The 18,863-nt window shown below is 65.0% G+C and carries 13 protein-coding genes; 4 read left to right on the top strand and 9 right to left on the bottom strand.

The features are described from left to right. Positions 1-13 precede the first annotated feature (13 nt). On the top strand, positions 14-4,693 hold the full coding sequence (locus K323_RS0101115; RefSeq protein WP_022883451.1) for a PKD domain-containing protein: 4,680 nt from the start codon (positions 14-16) through the stop codon (positions 4,691-4,693). Positions 4,694-4,751: 58 nt separating this feature from the next. Beyond that, positions 4,752-5,696 (top strand): glycosyltransferase family 2 protein, encoded by a 945-nt coding sequence (locus tag K323_RS0101110; protein WP_022883450.1) that lies wholly within the window; start codon positions 4,752-4,754, stop codon positions 5,694-5,696. Here K323_RS0101110 and K323_RS23540 read toward each other — a convergent pair. Continuing rightward, positions 5,666-6,736, bottom strand: coding sequence for a glycosyltransferase (locus K323_RS23540; protein ID WP_022883449.1), 1,071 nt, complete (start codon positions 6,734-6,736; stop codon positions 5,666-5,668). The genes K323_RS0101110 and K323_RS23540 overlap by 31 nt on opposite strands. A 110-nt stretch (positions 6,737-6,846) precedes the next feature. Here K323_RS23540 and K323_RS0101100 point away from each other — a divergent pair, with 110 nt between their 5' ends. Together K323_RS0101100 and K323_RS0101095 are read left to right on the top strand one after the other, a co-directional pair. Beyond that, on the top strand, positions 6,847-7,731 hold the full coding sequence (locus K323_RS0101100; RefSeq protein ID WP_022883448.1) for an O-fucosyltransferase family protein: 885 nt from the start codon (positions 6,847-6,849) through the stop codon (positions 7,729-7,731). After that, a complete protein-coding gene (locus tag K323_RS0101095) occupies positions 7,728-8,789 on the top strand; it encodes an acyltransferase family protein (RefSeq protein WP_022883447.1) in 1,062 nt (353 codons plus the stop codon). The genes K323_RS0101100 and K323_RS0101095 overlap by 4 nt, the downstream gene beginning before the upstream one ends. Here the strand turns inward: K323_RS0101095 and K323_RS0101090 are convergent. The 8 genes from K323_RS0101090 to K323_RS28640 form a co-directional block, all read right to left on the bottom strand. Then, entirely contained in the window at positions 8,748-10,064 is a 1,317-nt protein-coding gene (locus tag K323_RS0101090) for an O-antigen ligase family protein (RefSeq protein WP_022883446.1), read from the bottom strand. The two genes, K323_RS0101095 and K323_RS0101090, sit on opposite strands and share 42 nt — an antisense overlap. Continuing rightward, a complete protein-coding gene (locus tag K323_RS23535) occupies positions 10,024-11,496 on the bottom strand; it encodes a tyrosine-protein kinase domain-containing protein (protein ID WP_022883445.1) in 1,473 nt (490 codons plus the stop codon). Before K323_RS23535 ends, K323_RS0101090 begins: the two co-directional genes overlap by 41 nt. A gap of 58 nt (positions 11,497-11,554) precedes the next feature. Beyond that, positions 11,555-12,763 carry a glycosyltransferase family 4 protein gene (locus K323_RS0101080; protein ID WP_026851075.1) on the bottom strand — a complete coding sequence of 403 codons (1,209 nt, stop codon included), beginning with the start codon at positions 12,761-12,763 and terminating at the stop codon, positions 11,555-11,557. 9 nt (positions 12,764-12,772) lie between these two features. Next, positions 12,773-13,678 carry a glycosyltransferase family 2 protein gene (locus K323_RS23530; protein ID WP_022883443.1) on the bottom strand — a complete coding sequence of 302 codons (906 nt, stop codon included), beginning with the start codon at positions 13,676-13,678 and terminating at the stop codon, positions 12,773-12,775. Further along, a complete protein-coding gene (locus tag K323_RS0101070) occupies positions 13,675-14,496 on the bottom strand; it encodes a CDP-alcohol phosphatidyltransferase family protein (RefSeq protein WP_022883442.1) in 822 nt (273 codons plus the stop codon). Before K323_RS0101070 ends, K323_RS23530 begins: the two co-directional genes overlap by 4 nt. Further along, positions 14,493-15,752, bottom strand: a complete 1,260-nt coding sequence (locus K323_RS23525) for a DUF1972 domain-containing protein (protein WP_022883441.1) — start codon at positions 15,750-15,752, stop codon at positions 14,493-14,495. Before K323_RS23525 ends, K323_RS0101070 begins: the two co-directional genes overlap by 4 nt. A 2-nt stretch (positions 15,753-15,754) precedes the next feature. Continuing rightward, positions 15,755-17,290 carry a sugar transferase gene (locus K323_RS0101060; protein ID WP_022883440.1) on the bottom strand — a complete coding sequence of 512 codons (1,536 nt, stop codon included), beginning with the start codon at positions 17,288-17,290 and terminating at the stop codon, positions 15,755-15,757. Between the two features lie 372 nt (positions 17,291-17,662). After that, positions 17,663-18,625 (bottom strand): hypothetical protein, encoded by a 963-nt coding sequence (locus K323_RS28640; protein ID WP_157509308.1) that lies wholly within the window; start codon positions 18,623-18,625, stop codon positions 17,663-17,665. Between the last annotated feature and the right edge of the window lie 238 nt (positions 18,626-18,863).

Raw genomic sequence — 18,863 nt, 5'->3', positions numbered from 1 at the left:
ATGAGGCCTGCTCATGCACGTTCATGCCCGGACGCGTGTTCTTTCCCTAGCCACCACGGTCGCCGTTGTGGCGGCCGGACTCCTGTTCTTCGCCCAGCCCGCGGTCGCCGATACCGCGCCACCGTTGCCGAACACGCCCGAGACAGTGTCGTCTGACGGCCTCCCCACGGTGCAGATCGACGGAGTGGTCTGGGATCAGGAGGTTGTGGGCAACACCGCATACGCCGGTGGCGAGTTCCAGACGGCACGGCCGGCCGGTGCCGCCCCAGGGGTAAACACCGTCACCCGCAAGGGTCTCCTGTCTTATAATCTGCAAACCGGTGTGCTGAACAATTCCTGGGCGCCGAACCCCAACGCCCGGATCCGGAACATGACGCTCTCTCCCGACGGTTCACGGCTCTACGTCGCGGGGAGTTTCACCTCCATCGCGGGCTCGACCCGCTATCGCATTGCCGCATTCGACACGGCGACCGGTGCGCTCACCTCGTTCCGCCCGGTCCTCAACGGCAAGGTCAACGCGGTCGCGGCAACCAATGACACGGTGTATCTCGTCGGTCAGTTCACCACCGCAAACGGCGCAGCCGTCTCCGGTGCTGCGGCCTATGACGCCGTGACCGGTGTGCGAAAGGCCGGCTGGGCCCCGACGGTCAGCAACGGGCAGGCAACATCCGCTGTCGTCAAGACCGACGGTACCAAGGTCGTGATCGGCGGCTACTTCCAGTCTGTCAACGGCTCATCAAACCCCGGCTACGGTCTGGCGATGCTCGACGGAACAACCGGCGCGAACCTGCCGTTCAACGTCAATGCGACGGTTCGAAACGCCGACGCCAACGCTGCCATCGCCAGCCTCTCCTCCGATGAGGGAGGCGTGTACGGCACCGGACAACACTACGGTTCCGGCACACTGGAGGGCACGTTCTACGCATCCTGGGACGACGGCAACATCACCTGGGTCGAGGACTGCCACGGTGACACCTACTCCGTGTTCCCGACCGAGGATGTCATCTACACCACCGGCCATGCCCACTACTGCGGCAATATCGGGGCATTCCCCCAGCCAGACCCGTGGGTCTTCCACCGCGCGCTCGCCTTCACCAAGTCGGTGGAGGGCACCATCACGAATGACCCGTACGGGTACACCAACTGGGCCGGCACGCCGCGCCCTGCGCTGCTGGACTGGTACCCGGACATCAACATCGGAAGCTTCACCGGGGTCAGCCAGGGCGGCTGGTCGGTCGCCGGCAACAGCCAGTACATCCTCTACGGCGGCGAGTTCACCCGCGTCAACAACGTGCCGCAACAGGGCATCGTGCGGTTCGCGTCCAAGGCCATCGCACCCAATAAGGACGCGCCGCGCCTCAGCGGAACGAACTATGTTCCGAGCGTCGTGTCGCTCGCGGCCGGCACTGCCAGGATCGCGTGGCCGGCCAACTGGGATCGCGACAACGCCAACCTGAAGTACGACGTCATCCGCAACGGCGTCACCGGGTCCCCGGTCTTCACCACAACGGCGAACTCCAACTTCTGGCAGCGGCCAACCATGCATTTCCTCGACAGCGGGTTGACGCCGGGGGCAACCTATACCTACCGCATCCGGGTCTCCGATCCGTTCGGCAACGTGATCAACGGCAACAACGTCAGTGTGGTCGTCTCCAGCACCGGCACCATCAGTTCCTATGCAGAGGATGTGCTGGACGATTCACCCGTCGACTACTGGCGCCTCGGCGAACCGAGTGGGCCATCCGTGTATGACTGGTCAGGGTTCCAGGACGGCGTGGCCAACGCCGGCGTCGGGTTCGGCGCGGCCGGTGCGATCGGTGCAGACTCCAACACGGCAGCCACCTTCAACGGCAGCAACGGCCTCGTCGCGACCCAGTCGCCGATCCAGGGCCCTGACGTCTTCGCCCTTGAGGCCTGGATCAAGACGACGAGCACATCCGGCGGCAAGATCATCGGGTTCGGCAACGCGAACACGGGCAACTCCACCAACTACGACCGTCACCTGTATATGGACGGTTCCGGTCGTGTGCTCTTCGGCGTCTACCCAGGGTCCATGCGCACGGTGCAGAGTGCGCCAGGGCTCAACAACGGGCAGTGGCACCACGTCGTGGGCAACCTCGGTCCTTCTGGCATGCAGCTCTACGTCGATGGGGTGAGGGTCGCGCAGCGCTCAGACACGACGTTCGGGCAGTCATACAGCGGATACTGGCGCATCGGCGGTGACTCGACCTGGGCAGGCAACAACTACTTCAACGGCGCGATCGACGACGTGGCGGTCTACGGCGCTCCGCTGTCGATCCAACAGGTCAATTCTCACTACGCGTCGTCGGGGCGGACTGCACCGCTCCCCCCTGTTCCCACTGACAGCTATGGGGCGCGGGTCTACAACGACTCACCAGACCTCTACTGGCGGCTGGGCGAGAGTGGCGGTTCAGTGGCCGCAGACTCCGGAGTCTCTGGGAACACCGGGAACTACAGCGGTGGTGTGACCAAGGGCGTTGCAGGCGCACTCGCGGGCGTGACCAACACGGCAGCGGCGTTCAACGGGTCGAACGGGCTGGTCGCCAGCAGCGCCCAGTTCTCCAATCCCACCGTCTACTCGCTCGAGCTGTGGTTCAACTCCACCACCGGTTCCGGCGGCAAATTGATCGGGTTCGGCAGCTCTGCGACCGGAACCTCCGGCAGTTACGACAGGCACGTGTACCTGCAGGACGACGGGAAGCTCGTCTTCGGGGTCTGGACCGGCCAGACGAACACCATCACAACGCCCGGCAGCTACACAGATGGACTCTGGCACCAGGTGGTTGCCACCCAGTCGGGTGATGGCATGAAGCTGTTCGTCGACGGCCAGCTCGCCGGCACAAATCCGCAGACGCAGTCCCAGGCCTACGACGGATACTGGCGGGTCGGCGGAGACACCACGTGGGGTTCGTCCAGTGCCTACGTCAACGCCCGCATCGATGAGGCGGCCGTGTACAGCACGGCGCTCTCCGCTGACACGGTCGCCGCCCACTACTCGCTCGGTTCCGGTGTGACCCCGAACGTCGCCCCGACAGCCTCATTCGAAGCCACCCCTGGGCTTCTGACGGTCGACGTCGATGGCGGCGGCTCCGCAGACTCTGATGGCACCATCGCCTCGTATGAGTGGAACTTCGGTGACAGCACAACCGGTTCCGGCGTGACCGCCACGCACACGTATGCGACAGCCGGCACCTACACGGTTTCGCTGACCGTCACAGACGACGGCGGCGCCACCGCCGTCACGTCGAAGGCGGTGACGATTCAAGCGCCCCCGCCCAACGTTCCTCCGACGGCCGCCTTCACGACAGCAATCACGAATCTTGACATCGAGACGGATGCCGCGACCTCAACTGATTCGGACGGCACGATCGCGTCCTACGCCTGGGACTTCGGTGACGACACCACCGCGACCGGAGTGAGTGCAACCCACTCATACGCTGCAGAGGGAACGTATACGGTGACGCTGACCGTGACCGACGACGACGGAGGCATAGGGATCAGCACCCAATCGGTCACCGTCTCAGCTGAGCCGCCGCCCAATCTGCCGCCCACGGCGGCGTTCACCGCCACAACAGACTTCCTTTCTGCCGACTTCGACGCGACCGGAACGACGGATCCAGACGGCACAATCGTCGGCTACGAATGGGACTTCGGCGACACCCAGACGTCGACAACCGGACCGACGGTGAACCATGGATACAGCAGTGCCGGTACATACACGGTGTCGCTGACGGTCACCGACGACGACGGCGCCGAGAACACGACGACCCAGACTGTGGTGGTGACGGCCCCGCCGGCGAACACCCCGCCGACGGCATCGTTCACGTCGACCGTGGCAGCTGCCCATGTTGACGTTGACGGCACCGGCTCCAGCGACCCAGACGGCACGCTCGCGTCCTACGCCTGGGACTTCGGCGACGGTGGCACCGCAAGTGAGTCAACCGCTGCCCATGACTACGCGGCTGCCGGCACGTATACGATCACCCTGACCGTGACCGACAATGTCGGAGCGACGGGCACCTCGTCATCCACCGTCACGATCGAAGCGCCGCCAGGGCCAACCGTCTACGCGACGGATGCTTTCGGACGCTCGGTCAGCAACGGATTCGGCACAGCCGATGTCGGCGGTGCGTGGACCGTCACCGGAGGTGCGTCGAACTTCTCGGTCGGCTCAGGCACGGCAACCATGAATGCCGGCGCAGGGGGCACAGCGACGGCCTACCTGACGGGGTTCGAGTCCACCAGCACGGATGTGCAGGTGCAGCTCGCATTGACCAAGACGCCGACCGCCACCGGAACCTACGTCACCGTCTCCGGCCGTGCTGTCGGTTCCAAGACCCTCGGTGGGAAGCTGCGCTTCTACCCGTCGGGTGCGGTAACGCTGCAGGCCAGCAATGGCACGGCGATCGTGCTCCCCGGCCTCAGTTACACGCTGGGTGAGCAGCTTCAGGTGCGCGTTCAGGTGACGGGAACCTCACCCACCACGATTCGCGCCAAGGCGTGGCGCGTCGGTGAGCAGGAGCCGGTTGCCTGGCAGGTCACCGGCACGGACTCCGCGGCGGTCACGCAGGCGGCAGGCGGCACGGCGCTGCAGTTCTATCTGCCGGGCAGTGTGACGAACGCGCCAGCAGGGGTCACGTTCGACAACTATTGGGCGGTTGCTCCCGAGTAGCCGAGGCCCACGTGAGAGGGAACGGGACTCGACTCGCGCAATCAGGAAATGGTTCGTCATGGTCACCACGGGTTCCGAGCGACTGCTGGTCACGGTCGGCGTGCTCAGTTTCCGGAGGCCGGACGACCTCCAGGAACTGCTGCCGCTGTTGGTCGGCCAGGCAGCACACTCGGAAGAACTGGTCGAGATCCTGGTCGTCGACAATGATCCTGATGGGGGAGCCGCCGGCATCGTGGGGGAATACTCCCCTGAATACGTGCGATATGTGCATGAGGCGACGCCGGGCATTGCGGCGGCGCGCAATCGGGCGCTGGACGAGGCGGCCGGATCTGACGTGTTGATCTTCATCGACGATGACGAGCGTCCCGTTGCCGAGTGGCTGAGGGCCATGCTCGGGGTGTTCCGTGCGGAACGGCCGGCGGGAGTGGTGGGTCCGGTGATCTCGCAGTTCGTCGAAGAGCCGGACCCGTGGATCATCGGTGGCGGGTTCTTTCGGCGCCGCCGTTTCCCCACTGGCACCACCGTCGACGTGGCGGCGACCAACAACCTTCTGCTCGACCTCGATTCAGTATGCCGACTCGGCATCCGTTTTGACGTCGATCTCGGATTGAGTGGCGGCTCTGACACCTTCTTCACCCGAGAGCTGACCACGCAGGGGGGTCAGCTCATCTGGTGCGATGAGGCTGCCGTGTACGACATCGTGCCCGCGTCACGGGCGACGAGGGACTGGGTGCTGCAGAGATACTTCCGCAGCGGAAATTCATGGAGTCGCACCTCGGTGCGACTGGTGCGCTCACGCCCGGCTCGCCTGCTGGAACGGATGAAGCTGACCGTCGTCGGCGCCGGTCGCGTCGTCGTCGGTGCGCTCGGGTGGGCGGGCGGCGGTATCACAGGGTCGATTCCCCGTCATGCCGGTGGCCTCCGAACGCTCAACCGGGGACTGGGCATGGTGACCGGGGCGTGGGAACACGTCTACTCCGAGTATGAACGTGCCCCGTCATGATGGCGCCGATATCGTCGATCCAGCCGCGCGGCGCGTTCATACGCGTCGGCGTGCTGCGCGCCGACCACGCTCCATTCGCGCCCGCTGAGGTCAGGGTCGCCGCTGGCCACCACGCGTGCTGCCGCGAGGGCGTCGACCACGGTATCCGCAGAGAGCGATCCGGGGAAGCGGCGCACCCAATCCGGGCCCACTTCGTTGGCAAGGTCGCGATTGGTGTCGGTGTTCGGAACCAGGATCGGGCGACCGAGCGAGAGCGCAAGAATCGCGGCGCCCGAATTGTGCATGTCGCGATAGGGAAGCACAACCAGTTCCGCGGCCCCGACCTCGGCGGCCAGCTGCTCGTCGTCGACGTAGTGAAGCACGCAGCTCACGCGTTCGTCTGCACTCGCCACAGCCTCGATGGCGCTGCGTACGGTGGTGGAGCTCGGCCTGCCGACAATGCGGAGTTCAAGCGAATCATCGGTGATATCGCTGAAGGCGGCAATGAGTTCTTCGACACCCTTGTATCGGCGGATCAGACCGAAGAAAAGCACTCGCCCGACCACGGGCGCCGGCTGGTCGAAGCGCGCGAACCAGCTGCGATAGTCGCCGTGCAGGATCGTCTCGACCGGGGCATCCGTCGGCGGCACCGTTCGCTCATTGAGCCTGATCCAGAGAGTCGTCCACCGCGCGCTCAGGCCCTCGATCCAGGTCGTGACCGCTCCGTGCGCCTCGTGTGGGGTGATGTTGTGAATAGTGCGCACCAGGGCAATACGACCGAAACGGATGCGCAGCAGCACAGCGAGGAAAAGTACCGCGCCGAGCGCCGAGCGCAGCCTGCCAGCGCGGAGGTAGAGAACATCGGCCAGGTGCAGGTGCAGAACGTCGTAACGACCGAACAGCGCCGTCTTCCACGAAAAGGGGCGCTGGACGACATGCGGAACCGAGACGAACAACTGCGACAGGTAGGGGTTCGTTTGCGGGCCAGGTGTGAAGAACGACTGCAGCACCCGCAGCGGTGCTGCGTCCCGGGTTGCATCCAGAGGGTGCCTGGCGCTCATCTGGCCTCCCTCGCATCAACGGTGTGCACCATCAAGGCTACGCGCGGGCCGCAGCAGGCGCGCGGGACAGGACCGATCGGGCGGACTGCGCTTCAGAAGGCGGGTGGCACATGGCGCTCCCGTTCCTGACACCGACCCTCATCGCGTACAACGGTTACGATTCCGGACTCGGAAACCGGATTCGTGTTGTGCTCGGCTGCCGGAGCCTGGCCGAGCTCGAGGGCCGCGATTTTCGGTATGTCTGGCCGACCGGCAAGCTCTTCGGGCCGACGTTGCCAGAACTCTGGCACGTCACGGGCCCGACGGTGTCGCGCGCCACCTCCCGGCTGCTGGCCCGCTTCTACCCGTATGTGGACGAAACGCTCGACTGGTTGGATGCCCACAAGCGCGAAGAGTTGGTCTGGCAGATCCGTACGGGAAGCCCGATCCAGCTTCCGCCAGAGGCAGGGCCCTGGCAGGAGGAGTTCTGCTCGATGCAACCGGTCGACGAGATCGCCCGGCCGATCCGGGCAGTCTTCGACAGCGAGCTCCGTGGTCGGCCATACGTCGGGGTGAACGTGCGGGCGCACGCCGTTTCGCATCAGGCGACGAGGGACACCTCCCCGGTCGACTGGTTCATCCGCAGGATGTCTGAGCTTCGAAGTGAAGACGCCGATGTGCGATTTTTCGTCTCCTGTGATGTGCCTGAGGCGCAGGATCGGATCCTGGCCGCGGTGCCCGGCTGCGTTGCGCAGACCGGCAAAGGGGAATACAACTCCACTGCCGCGGTGCGCGCCGCGATCGTGGATCTCTACCTGCTGGCGGCATCCGGATATCTCCTTGGCCCCCACTTCTCGAGTTTTGTGCATCTCGCGGAGCATCTTGCAGGCGACCGGCTCACCCTCGAGACTCCGGTGACCGGCGCGCCCGCACAGCCGGAATACGCGGCGCATGGCGTGGTTGATGACCCCGTGCGCCCGTCCCTTCGCATCGGCGGGCGGCAGGAGCGCCCATGACGCAGAGTCTCATCATCACCAGAACATCGCTCGCAGAAGCGTTCCAGCCGAAGGCGAACGCCCTGAACGCGATCCGCCTGATGCTGGCAACCGGAGTCATCCTCTGGCACTCCTTTCCCCTGACCGGCGGCGACATCGCGGACGGTCCGCTGCGGCAATTGCTCGCCAATGTCTGGGTGGACGGGTTCTTCGCCATTTCGGGCTACCTCATCGTGTCGAGTTGGATTCGCCACCCGAAATGGTGGGAGTTCCTGCGAGCCCGTTTCCTGCGGATACTTCCCGGCTTCTACGCCTGCCTGATCGTGACTGCCGCGGTTATCGCTCCCGCAGCGATTCTGCTCTCCGGTGGATTCCTCCCCGCCGATTTCTGGACGGATGGCGTTGGCTACGTCGTTCGGAACGCGGCACTGCGGATCACCCAGTACGGCATCGCAGGCACCCCTCTCGACGTGCCGTACCCCGGGGTGTGGAATGGCTCCCTGTGGACTCTGTGGTGGGAGTTCCTCTGCTACCTCGGCGTACTGGTCCTGGGGGTGTCCAGCCTCATCAGACGGGCATGGGTTTTGCCCTGTGCGTTCCTGGTGTGCCTGGTCGCCGTTATCGCGACCGGGTATGGGCCCGTTGACAACTTCTACCTCGCAGGCGGCGCCCGGTTTGGCGTCATGTTCGTCTCCGGTGCACTCATCTACCGGTTCCAGGATCGGATTCCGGCGTCCTGGCCGCTCGTCGGTGTCGCCTTCGCGGTCACGATCGCGTCCGCCTGGCTGCCCGACTACCGACTACTTGCGGCCCTCCCCCTGGGATATGCGCTTATCGTCACCGGGACGTTGCTTCGGCACCGGGTGTTCTGGTTCCGCAATGACATCTCGTACGGCATCTACATCTACGCGTTCCCGGTGCAGCAGTGCATCGCCATTTTCGGAGGTGCTGCGCTTGGCGCGCCACTCTTCGCACTGCTGTCTATTGCATTGACGGTGCCCTGCGCCATCGCGAGCTGGTTCTGGATTGAGCGGCCGTCACTGCAGTTTCGTAAACGGAGACATGCTGCCCGAGCGTGAACCCCGAGGCAGCGACGCGACGGTGGTGGGCCCGCCCCACGCGTCTTCGTGCCTGCCCATGTCCTTGGCCAAGGCCCCGAGCCCGATCGTGAGCACGAGCGTCGAGAGTGAGCCGTAGATCGGGCTGAACAGGGCGTTCCAGAGTGTTGAGATTCCGAGCACGAGCACCAGCCCGGTTGCTGCGCGCTCGCCGAGTTGACGACCGATCGAGTGCAGGGTCAGAACGACGCAGACAATCACGAACGCCAATCCTGGGAGGCCGAACGAAGCCCACAAGTCGCCCGCGACCGAGTGAAGCTCGAAGCCGCGGCCGAACAGGTAGTTCTCCACATAACCGTTGTTCGGCTGGTAGCCGATGCCCGCCATTCCGGTCTTGGCGACCAGGACATCGTGAAGGTTGGGAGATACCCCCACCCCGAAGCCCCATGGGTGGTCCTGGAAAAGGGCGACGGATGCTGCCAGTTCCGGTCTCCCGCCTGCGATCAGCGAGCCAGACAATTCGATCTGCGAAATCGTGCGAGTCTGCGCCTGCTCACCCAGATAGCCGTCGATGAGCAGCGTCGTGGCAAGGTTATAGGTCAGCACGACGATGATCGAAACCGCTCCCAGCATGGTCAGCGTCGAGACGCGACGGCTCCGGCTGCTCGGCACCAACTCCCAGATGATCAAGACGGCGGCGATCATCAGCGTTGCAAAGCGATAGCGGGAGTCCGTTGCCACGGCGGCGGCGGCGAAGGCCAGCAGGGCAACGGCTTCGAACCGGCGGAGCCCAGGCCGGCTGAGCAGGGAGAGCACGATCACCGTCAGCGGGAAGCCCAGGCCGAACTTCCACGCGTTCGCCTGGGTGAGTTCGCCAGCCAACACCGAGGTGGTCAGCATCCCACCGCCGTAGAGAGTACCGATGAGCCAAACGGGCAGCAGGTCCCGCGACCAGAGCAGCACCCCGACGGCGGCAATGGCGCCGAGGAGCATGACGATGTCGCTCAGTGCCCCGGCCGGACTGACGGAATGGTCGGCGGAGGAGAAATCGCTCAGCCAGAGTCCGGCCGCTGCAGCGACCAGGCCGGTGATGGCAAAGACGCGGCCCCCCCGATACCGTGACCAGACGGGGAGCCAGAGGGGGAGAAGGAGCAGGGCAACGGCGTTGCCGATCGTCGCCCCACCGCCAACGAAGATCCGCGACCCGACGAGCGCAACAGCGACCGCCGCGACGAGGCGAATGACCGTGCCGCCGCTAGTCGGCGCTGTGGGAAGCGCTGCTGCCCTCATCAGCATCCGTCATACCTGCCAATTCTGGCTGTGCCTTCGGTGTCGCGCGGTCTCCACGGGCCGATCCGGGTTGAGCTTTGACATTCGCTGCCGGCTCTCCAGGGTGTGGTCGATACGAGACCCGGTCGTCGCTGGTTTCGGGCTTGATTCCGTTGAACACGGTTCCCAGGATGTCCGCGTTCACCGCTCGCAGTGCCTCGATCGCATTGAGGAGCTGCGGGCGCCTGGTCGCTCGATAGCGCACCACAACAACGACGCCGTCCACGGCGTGAACAAGACCGAGCGCATCCGTTGCCCCCAGAAGCGGTGGAGTGTCGATCACAATGAAGTCGTACTGGTGCGCAAGCTCGCCCAGGAGCTCCGCCATGGCCTGGGAACCGAGGAGCTGGCCGGGATTGTGAGGGGGAACGCCAGACGTGAGCACGTCAAGGGACTCCCCGTAACGCTGTACGGCTTCGTCGGCCCTGATCTTGCCGACCAGGACAGTGGTCAGCCCGACCGAACGTTCAAGGGAGCATCGGTCTGCAATTTGTGGATTGCGAAGGTCTGCGTCGATGAGCAACACCCGGTCGGATCGTTCTGCGAGGGCGAGCGCGAGGTTGATCGTCGTGGTCGTCTTCCCTTCGCCGATGGTCGCGGAGGTCAGCAGGATATGTCGCACCTTGTGCTCGACGTTGGCGAATTCCAGGTTGGTTCTGATGCGCCGATACGATTCTGCCTGCTGGCTGTGCGCATCCTGCAGCATGGCAATGCCGGTATCGCCCCGGCGAAGGCGCGCCACTGCGCCGAGTAAGGGGGCGTTGCTCGTCTGGAGGACTTCGCTGACTGTTCGAAGACGGGGGTCGAGAAGCTCCCAGAGCAGGGTCAGGAGGAGACCGACGGCGAGGCCGGCCATGATTCCGCTGACGACGATGAGGCGGGTGTTCGGAGCGTATGGTGCGGAGGGGGTGACGGCCGGTGCGACAGGGGTCATCGTGACCGCCGACTTGCCGGCCTGGTCTTTGGGGGAGAGGTCTTCGACGACGGAGCTGAGTGATTTGCTGACGGCGTTGGCGATTTCGGCAGCACGCCCGGCGTCGCCATTCTCTGCGGTGATGTCGATGATCACGGTGTTGAGGGGCACATCGACCGAGATCGCCTTCGCGAGGCTGTATGCACTGCCCGCCAGATCGAGCTCGTCGACCACCGGCTGGAGAACGACGGGTGTGCGGGCCAGTTGGGCGTACGACAGGACGTTCGCCTGGGTGAACGTCGAACCCTGCACGAGTTCACTGGTCGTGTCGCCGCGCTGCGTTGAGACGAAGACGCTCGCAGTGGACTTGTAGAGGGTCGGCTGCGTCGAGTCGTACACCATGGCTGCTGCCGCGCCGACCAGGCCCAGGAGAAGGATGAGCACCCATCTCCGGCGTAATGCGGTGAGGTACATGCGTGGCTCCACGAGTCATCACCTCCTGCACGATCGGTGCGATAACCCTACTCGTATCAGCGAAGAAAACTCAGATTCGCACCGGTTCTCCCCTCCGGGTGCGTGCCGATGAGCTGAGGCCGACGATCGCTGCCACCAGGGCCTGGTAGCGGGCGGGAGAATGACGGATACGCGCGAGCTCACAGTCTCCCTGCGCGGCACGGCGGAGCCCTGGCCACTCGGCAATGGCGCGCTCGAGCGCTCGTGCCAGGTCGATCGGATCGCCTGGAGCGGAGCGTTGTGCGGACTCATAACCGTCGGCTGCCTCGCGAAGGCCTGATGTGTCGCTGACGATCACGGGCCGCGCGGCCAGCAGTGCTTCGACGGCGGTATTGCCGAATGGCTCATCGAACCGCGAGGGAACAACGGCGACGTCGCAGCCGGCGTAGGCATCCCAGACATCGGGGATGAAGCCGACGAATTGCACGACGTCCGCGATGCCCTCCGCTTCGGCCAGGGTATGGAGCGACACCTCGTATGCTTCGTTGCCCTCGAAGACGCTGCCGATGATATCGAGCTGTGCCGGGCTGCCATGAGCCCGAACGAGCGCAACAGCAGCGATGGCCACGTCGACTCCTTTGCGTGCCGACAACCGGCCGACGTATGCCACCCTGAGACCTCCGGTCAGCCCTGTTCGGGCGGTGCCGGGATGGTCAGGGCCGTCGATCCCGTTGTAGACGACCCTGATGCGCCGGGTGAGGCGCGGGAATGTGGTCCTCAGCACGTCAGCGCTGAACTCGCTGTTGGCGATCACCGTTTCGGCGAGCAGGGCGCCGGCTGCGAGCGCCCGCCGCATCCAGCGCGGGGCGGTGCTCTCTGCCTCGTGGACATGACATACCACCGGCGTTCGGGTGACCTTGCCGATCACCGCCCAGAGCGGGATGGTCAGCGTGCTGACGTAGAGGACGTCCGGCCGGAACCTGGAGACCAGTCTCGTCCCGGCGATCAGCCCCGACAAGGATTGTCCCGCCAGCCGCAGCAGCCCGACAGGGTGCAGCAGGCTCTTGCGCAGAACCGGGGTCTGGCACCGTTCGAATGTGGCGCCGAGCCGACGCACCAGGCCCGGGAGCGGCCCGTCCTGCGGGGTGGTGACGACAACATCGTTGCCGGCCTCGAGGAAACCGGCAATGCTTGCCAGTGCCATGCGATCGGAACCGAACAGCTCGGCGCCAGGGTGCGCGACGAGAATACGGATGGGCGTGTCATCGGCCGAACGGGGCCGGCGAGAGTGAACGGTCATCACGTGCACTCACGCGGGTCGTGCGCGAAGGGCCGCGATTGATCCGGTGACGGTTCCGCGAACAGCGGCGCCAATCAACTCAGGCTTCCTCAGCAGCGTTCGGCGGCCCGCACCGCGGGTGCATACCTGGACGGCATACCGCGGACTGTTCAAAATCCAGCGAAGGACAAATCGACGATTCAGGTGTTTTGACGCGAACAACATCCGATTGCGGCAGTTGTAATAGACGTACAATGGCGACTTTCCTGAACTGGACTGGGTGCCTCCGACGCTGTGAACGGCAATGAGGTCGTCGCGCACCAGGAGGCGTCCGCCGGCTTCTGTCAGTCGCCACGACAGATCGATGTCTTCCCAATAGAGGAAATAGTCGTTGTCAAAACCGCCGATTCGCTCCCAGAGCCGCTCGTGAATGGTTACGCAGGCACCGGTGATCCACCCATTGGCGGCCGAGCTGTCAGCGCCGCTTTCGGTACTCGTACTGCCGCGGTCGACCAGGACCGTCGCACCGGAGAACCAGAGGCGACCGTCTTCGCGCACGATGCGGGGAGCAACGGCGCAGAGCGGGTTCTCGCGGCATTCGGAGAAGAGCGCCTCGACAACGTCTGGTTCGACTCGTGCGTCCGGGTTCAGGAGCAGAAATGTCGTGCAGCCGAGTTTGCGCGCGCGCTCCACTCCCGCATTCATGCCGGCACCGAAGCCGAGATTGCGCCGGGATGCGACGAGTTCCCATCCCATCCAGTCGGCCAGTTCGCGGGTGTCTTCTGCGTCGGCATCCGTTGTGAAATTGTCGACGATCACGACGGCGGTAGCCAGCGGACGCGGATCGTAGAGGGCGAGGTTTGCGCGAAGGAGATCGGCGGACCCGTAGTTCACGACGATCACGGCGAGCCTGTCGCCTGGGGGTTGAGTGGTCATGACGCCTTCCTTTTCTGACTGTTGAGGTTACGGTCGTCGAGCACGCGCATATCGGTGAACCATTTGGCGAGCGCGAGAGTGAGGTGCCCGGTGTTGGCGACGGCCATCAGGGTGTAAATGACGAAGAACACCGGCGGAAAGCCAAGCAGCAGGAACACCGCGCAGAGGATGCCGTAGTCGGTTGGCAGGAGCAGCACCGATTTCAGTGCGCCGCGGTGTGCGCGGGTTGGCACAGGGCTATGGGCAGCGGATGCCGCCTGGCGCCGGTTCGCTTTCAACTGGTCGTTCAGGATCATCGCGAAGAACGACACGCTCGCGACCACGCCGTAGGCGATCGGCACCAGCAGCCACGCGGCGTTCGGGAGATCGAAGAACCGATAGGCGGCGACCAGGACCACACCATGGAGCGTCGCGATCTTGATGCAGTCCACGATGTGGTCGAGCCACTCGCCCGCTGCGGATCCGCCACCGCGCAGCCTGGCGACCTGGCCGTCTGCTGAGTCGAAGGCGTAACCGATGGCGAGTGCCAGCCAGACCACGACTCCGAGCCACCACTGGGGAGGCACGAGCGCAATGAGGGCGACGCCGATGAATGTAAATGCGGCGCTGATCGCCGTCACGCCGTTCGGGGAGAAGCCGCGCCGGTACGCCCAGGCGGCGAGGTAGCGTCCGACGCGTCGGTTGACGTAGATGGAGTACGGTGGGGCTCCCGGCGCGGCACTCTTCTGCGCACTCGCGAGGCGGCGCACCGTCAGGGCGTAGCCGTCGGCCGAACGGGTGCGCGGCCGGCGCAGCCGGGTCGATTCGGCGCGGCTCATGAGAGCCGTCCGATGACTGCTGTGCTCGCGGGAGAGTACAATTCGTCGGTTTCTGCCCAGGCCGATTCGCGACGGCGCCCACTGCTGAGACCGTGCGTGCTGTACCCCGCGGCCAGGCGGCGCGCGAGGCCTTCGTAGCCGTCGGTGACAGCGTCCCAGTTGTAGAGGGAGCGTGCTCGTCCTTGCAGGGCCACCGCCACCTCCGCCGTGCGGTGTGGGCTCAGCTCTGCGTCGTCGATCAGGGTCGCAACTCCCTGAGCGTCGGCGAAGAACGCGCCGCTTGCGCCGAGGACGTCGCGATTGAAGACGACGTCCCAGGCGATGACGGCGGTGCCCGCACCCATCGCGCGAAGCAGGGACGGATTGGTCCCACCCACGGAATGGCCGTGCAGGTAGGTGGCGGCGTGCGCGTAGAGCTGATCGAGCTGGTCCTGGTCCCAGATCCCGCCGAGCATATGGATGCGGTCGTCCGGCGCGGCCAGTCGCATGATGCGGTTGGTGTGGTTCTCCGCATACGGCGCGGACCCGACCACCACCAATGGGAGTCGGGCGCCGCTTCGCCGGTAGCCCTCGAGGATGACGTCCACGTGGTTCTCCGGTTCGAACCTGGCGACGACCAGATGATACGCGCCGGCGCCGAGCCCCAGTTCGACCAGACGATCGGTGGGTGTGTTGGTGAGGATCTTGGTGCCGTAGGTGAGCAGTTCGGTGGGGACCCTGAACTCGTGGCTGTAGTAGTCGACGATTCCCTGCGCGTCGGAGATCAGCGCATCCGCTTGCCTCACGGACACCTGTTCTGCCCATCGATAATAATGCCGTCCGCCGGCTCCCCATTTGCCTCGCATCCACTCAAGACCGTCGACGTGCACCGTCGTTGGGATGTGTCGCATCCGGAGCATGGCGACGAACGGGGCGTTCGCCGCGTTGAAGACGAACGCGGCGTCCGGCCTCCGATGCATGGCGGCGTGGGCGACCGAGAGCGCTGTGTGGCTCAGTGTCTCCACGGCCTTGAGGTGAAGGGCGGGGAGCTGCACCAGAGTCATTCCCAGGTAGTCCCGGCGGGTTGCCGCGTGATGTTGTGACCGGCAGTACACAGTGACACCGTGACCGCGAGAGGCGAGCCGGCGGCCGATCTCCTCGACCGCCGTCTCGAACCCGCCATAGGCGGCCGGCACGCCCCTGGTGCCGATCATGGCGATCCGCAGCCGGTCGCCCGTTCGAGCCGCCTGCGGATCTGTGTAGGGTCTTTTGGTCATGGCTAGTACGCCCCTGCCGGCTTGATCACGGTCTTGAAGGTTCGCCAGATGATCATCAGGTCTCCGGTCAGCGACCAGTTCTCCACGTAGTAGAGGTCGAGTCGCACGCTGTCTTCCCAGCTGAGGTTGGAACGTCCGTTGATCTGCCACATGCCGGTGAGCCCCGGCTTGATGTACAGGCGACGGCGCACGTGGCTCTCGTAGCGCTCGACTTCCTGGGGCAAAGGGGGACGCGGCCCGACCAGGCTCATTTCGCCGACCAGCACATTCCACAGCTGGGGCAGTTCGTCGAGGGAGTACTTACGGATGAATCGCCCCACGCGGGTGACTCGGGGATCATTGCGGATCTTGAACAGCAGGCCGGAGGCCTGGTTCTGGCCCTGGAGACCGGCCAGGTCGTCTTCTGCCGTCTGCACCATCGAGCGGAACTTCAGCATGCGGAACGAGTCACCGTTTCGTCCGCACCGTTGCTGGCTGAAGAGCATAGGCCCGGGGCTGTCGAGCTTGATGAAAAGACCGATGGCGATCAAAACCGGGGCGAGTACAACAAGCGAAAGAGCGGATGCGCCAACGTCCAGTGTGCGCTTCAGCACGTGCTTGGCCCCGTCGAAGTGGGGGATCTCAACGTGGATCAAAGGAAGGCCTTCGACCGGGCGGAAATGAATCCGGGGCCCCGCGACATCCGTCAGCCGGCTGGAGAGCACCAACTCGGCGGACGTCGACTCCAGGTTCCAGCCGAGATTGCGGATGAACTGGCTGCCGCCCGTGGGCTGACCGGCCACGATGACGGTGTCGACCGAGAGTGAGGTCGCTGCCTGTGCGACGTGGTCAAGGTCTGAGACGACCGGGACAACGTGCCCGGATGCGGCAACTGCGGCGGCGTCGCCGGGCTCAAGGGCCGCCCCGACCACGTCATATGCAGCCCCGGACTTCAGGTCGATCTGCCGCACCACGTATGCGACGTCGTCGCGGTCGCCGACGACGATCACTCTGGCCAGGTAGTGGCCGAACACACGCTGGTGGAGGAGCCATTTGCGCCACAACCAGCGCGAGAGAACGAGGCCGGCGATGCCGAGCGGAAGCGCGAGGACGAAGTGACCGCGAATGATGTCGACCTGGAGTGCGAGAAAGGTGATCGCCAGCAGCCCGAAGGCCACCATGCTGGCAGTGACAACCTGTTTGTACTCGGTTGCACCGACGCCGACCACGCGGGAGTCCCGGGTGTGGAACGCTGCGAGCGCGAGGACCCAGGTGATCACGATCAGAGCCGAGACCGCCCAGTACCTGGGTTGGAGTGCTCCGACGGATGCCGGGATATGCAGGGCGCCGAAGCGCACGAAGAGAGCCAAAAGCACGGCAGCGATGACGATGCAGATATCGGTCACTCGCAGCCTGGTGCGATACCGCCTCGCCCATCGCAGCCCTGAAGGATGGGTGTCGATGGGCAGGGGGGCAGAGGCATCGATCGGGCGGGAGTCCGGCTGGAGACCGAGCGGAACCCCGCCGATGAGGGGGAGCCGGGGCTTCGGATCGGTCATGGTGCGATCACGTCCGGCGCGGAGGAAGGACCCAGCGGCGGTTGGGGCGTCATCTGTGCGGCCTGGGTGGGGCCGGATATGAAGGGTCGACAATTAAGTCGACGCGGGGGTGTCGGGTACACGGGTCTTTCCCTGTGTTTCGGGTATACAGGTTCAGCGGTCGGCTTTGAATTCAGGAGCCTAGGGAGGAACGCAAAGGCAAAGCCGGTGTGGATTGTCTGACTAATGCTCAACTATCCACGTGCTGACGATACGCCCGATGCAGACGTTTCGCTGTCACCTATATAGGGGGCATTTTAGGCTGACCTTGAATCACAAAGCGGCCCCGCAGTCGGTGACTGCGGGGCCGCTTCCTGCTGAGCAAATCGTGCGTTACTGGTGACGCAGTCTGCGCAGGGCGGGCAGGGCTACTCCGGCGACCAGAAGCAGCGCCGCGAGTGGCAGCAGCCAGCCGGAGTCGAACCCGGTGGAGGCGAGCTTCTCCGAGGCGGCGGCCGGGGTCACCGGGGTGACCGGTGGAACGACGATCGGGCATTCGGTAGCCGTGGCATCACGGGTGACGGATGCCGTGGTGATGACCGGTTCGGCCTTGACCCAGGTGTTGGTCTCCTCGTCATAGACCCAATCGGTGGTGGTGGTCGTGGTGACGGTGGTCACCGTCTTGCTCGTGCAGTCGACGGTCTCCTTGTCGACCGACGTGACGATCGGATCCGGTTCGTTCGGGATGACGGGCGGAACGTAGCAGGGCGCTTCGTTCGGGTCCAGGACGCCGGCGAGATCACCCGTGAAGACCTGAGTGGCGTCGCCGGAGGCAAAGAGGTGACCCTTCTTCGCGGTGGCGGTCACCGCGTAAGCGGCCGGGCCGTCCGTTGCCGACGGGGTACCCCAGGTGGCGTGCTTCGTCGTGCCCAGCACGAGCTTCGCCGGGACCTCACACGTCGGGGGCGTGACCGTCAGTTCGGCGGTGGCATCCTTCGTGAGTGGGGGCGCTTCGCAGGGGACGCTGCTGTTCTCAAAGGTCCTGTCGTACCCCTTGGCGTCGATCTTCACGATGTAACTGTGCGCTTCATACTTGTCGTCGAAGTCGTAGGTTTTCTGGAACGACTGACCGAAATCGACGTTATCCACTTCCTCCCCGTCGATGGTGACAGTCACGTTGTTCGGCGTCGAGTTACCGGAGCCTTCGTAGGCGGTGAGCTTGACGCTCAGGGTCTCGCACGTGGAGCTGACCTCCGGCGTGTGGGCGCTCGCCGGTGCGGCGGCGGCCAGGGCAAGGCCCCCCGCCATCAAAATGGCCGCGGTGAAGCCGGCCGCCAATCTCGTTCGGGTATTCACTAATTTCTCCTCGGGTGCTCTGCCGGAACTTCCGGCATGAGCGTTCTCGACGCTGCGCTAGGTCGCGGCACCGAAAAATCAGCCAGGTGGGCTGAGCGAGGGGTCTCCAGGGCGGGCCGAGCGGCCGGCGGAGTCAGGAAAGACCCGTCGCTCGGTTGCCTACGCTGTAGGTGTGAGTCGGCGCGCTGCGCCACGTGGTGGCCGGAGGGGCCAGTAGAACGAGCCGGCGTTGGACGGG

The organism is Glaciibacter superstes DSM 21135 (assembly GCF_000421145.1).
In the GTDB taxonomy this organism is placed as follows: Bacteria; Actinomycetota; Actinomycetes; order Actinomycetales; family Microbacteriaceae; genus Cryobacterium; species Cryobacterium superstes.
The sequence above is the reverse complement of the archived record's forward strand: the minus strand, read 5'-3'. Positions and strand labels throughout refer to the sequence as shown.